General features: G+C 64.3%; 2 protein-coding genes. One reads left to right on the forward strand and one right to left on the reverse strand.

Annotation, left to right across the window (positions count from 1 at the left end):
- The coding region (locus EN745_RS33565) for an AAA family ATPase (RefSeq protein ID WP_145992295.1) at positions 1–985 on the forward strand (985 nt) is incomplete at its 5' end.
- Between the two features lie 27 nt (positions 986–1,012).
- Here EN745_RS33565 and EN745_RS33570 read toward each other — a convergent pair.
- Positions 1,013–2,515: HAD-IIB family hydrolase (locus EN745_RS33570; protein WP_127423226.1), on the reverse strand; the 1,503-nt coding region annotated here is incomplete at its 5' end.

A 2,515-nucleotide genomic window follows, 5' to 3' on the forward strand; every position in this document is an offset into this window, starting at 1 on the left:
CGATGAGATCGATGCCAGGCGCCGCGCGCTGCTCTCGCAACTGGCCGAGGCGGAGACGCTGCGCCAGGCAGCGGCCGACCGCTTGCAGGAAGCAGAGAACAAACAGGCCGAATTCGACAAGGCCGCGACCGCTGCCATCCAATCGCTCGCCGAAGCGCGCGAAACCCGCGTCCGCGCCGAGGAGCGGCTGACCGCCGCCGACGAGCGGCGGCTGGAGGTCGAGGCGCGCATCCAGGAAACGCTGAACACGCCACCGCACCTGGTCATCCGCCACACCGGTCTGGAAGCCGATGAACCGATGCCCGAAATGGCCGATGTCGAGCGTCAGCTCGACCGGCTGAAGGTCGAGCGTGAGCGGCTCGGCGCCGTCAACCTGCGCGCCGAGGAAGAGCAGAAGGAGCTGTCCGACCGGCTGGAGACCATCGTTTCCGAGCGCGAGGACATCATCGAGGCGATCCGCAAATTGCGGCAGGCGATCCAGAGCCTGAACCGCGAAGGGCGCGAGCGGCTGCTGTCGGCGTTCGAGGTGGTCAACGGCCATTTCCAGCGCCTGTTCTCGCATCTGTTCGGCGGCGGCACCGCCGAATTGCAGCTGATCGAATCCGAGGATCCGCTGGAAGCCGGGCTCGAAATCCTCGCCCGCCCGCCGGGCAAGAAGCCGCAGACCATGACGCTACTCTCCGGCGGCGAGCAGGCGCTGACGGCGATGTCGCTGATCTTCGCTGTGTTCCTCACCAATCCGGCGCCGATCTGCGTGCTCGACGAGGTCGACGCGCCGCTCGACGACCACAATGTCGAGCGCTTCTGCAATCTGATGGACGAGATGGCCCGTACTACTGAGACGCGCTTCGTCATCATCACCCACAACCCGATTACCATGGCGCGCATGGACCGGCTGTTCGGCGTCACCATGGCCGAGCAGGGCGTCAGCCAGTTGGTCTCGGTCGACCTGCAGGCCGCCGAGGCGATGCGCGAGGCGAGCTGAGGCGGCGGCCAACATGCCGCCAATCGGCTACTTCTCCGGAGCGGTCGCTGGCGCCGTATAGCGGCGGCGTACGGCATCGAGCACCAGCTTGCGGCTCTCCTCGGCCGAAAGCGCCTTGTCCTTTTCCGCCATGGCCGTTTCGCGCGCCAGCTCCTTGTCCCTGATCTGACGGCGGAACCATTCCGAATAGTCGCCGGCGCGCAGATGATGCATCCAGGTCTTGTCGTCTATGCCTTCCGCCATCTGGGCAAAGATGATCAGATTGTGCGCCCTCAGGTTCATCGCATTCTTGGGACCCTTGAAATAGAAGCTGCCTGCTTCGTCGAGCTGGCCCTCGGCATATTTGCGGCTGTGCCGCTTCAGCGATTGGCTGGGCTCCATCGCCTTGACGGTGAAGGGCTTCTTGCCGGTATGCGGCCGCCAGAGCAGTACGCGATCTCCTTTCGGGGTGGGGATGTTTCCCGGCGCCTCCAGTCCGGTTTCCTTGCAGAACGTCTTGATCACGCCTTTCGCTTGAGGTCCGAGCGCAATCACTACCGTCACCAGGCGCAAGGCATCCGTCGAGATCGCTTCCGGATGCACCGTGATCAGCACTGTCCCGGGCAATTCAAGCGAAAGCACCGCTCGCGTGTCCTCGCGCCGCTTGGGCAGAAGGTGATGCGCTTCGTCGATGATCAGCCAATGCGGTCTTGCCGTGCGGTAGCGGACATTGCCAAGGCCGGGCAGGAGTTCCGCGAAGAAGTCCGGCCGCTCATCGACCCTCAACGCCAGGCCGTTGACGACGACATTGGTGTCAGGCTTGCCGATCAGCTGCAGCAACTGGTCCTTGCTTGGCGCAGCCGAGGAATCGCCAAGCGGCACAGCGCCCTGCAGCCCGTCATAATCGCCCTCCGGATCGAAGATGCAGAACTGCAGACCTTTTTCCGCGAGCCGTTCGGTAAGCGCCGTGGCCAGTGTCGATTTGCCGATGCCGGAGCTCCCGGCAATCAACACTGTCTCCACCGGCGAGAGATAGACTTCCTTGCCGTTAGCGCTGCCAAGCAGGACGCCCCTGGCACGTTTGCGCGCAATCAGATGATCGAGCTTGATCATCTTGCCGATCAATTCCTCGACGCCTTTGCCGCGCTCCCCGCGGGTCACCAGATCGGCCGTGTCCTTCACTGCCGGCAAGGCGTTGTCGACGGCGACACTGCAGCCTGAGGCGCGCAGGAAGGCGTGGTCGTTTTCAGCGTCGCCGACGGCGACCACATTGTGCGGTGACAACTTGAGATCTTCGAGCGCGGCTGCAAGGCCGGTCGCCTTGTTGATGCCGCTGGGCAGGATCATCACCGCGCCCTTGTTGAAGATGATCTCCAGCTCCAGCCCTAGCTTCTTGATGACGTCGAGCACCGTTGCCTGATGCGGCTCCCAGGTGGCGACGATCGAGCGCCCGACCGAGAGCGGCTTGACGCCGCGCTTCTTCAGCCGGGCGACGAGGTCGGGCGCTCGATCGTCGCCACCTGGGAGCCGCATCAGGCAACGGTGCTCGAC

The sequence above is a fragment of the Mesorhizobium sp. M4A.F.Ca.ET.022.05.2.1 genome, from assembly GCF_003998845.1.
Classification (GTDB): Bacteria; Pseudomonadota; Alphaproteobacteria; order Rhizobiales; family Rhizobiaceae; genus Mesorhizobium.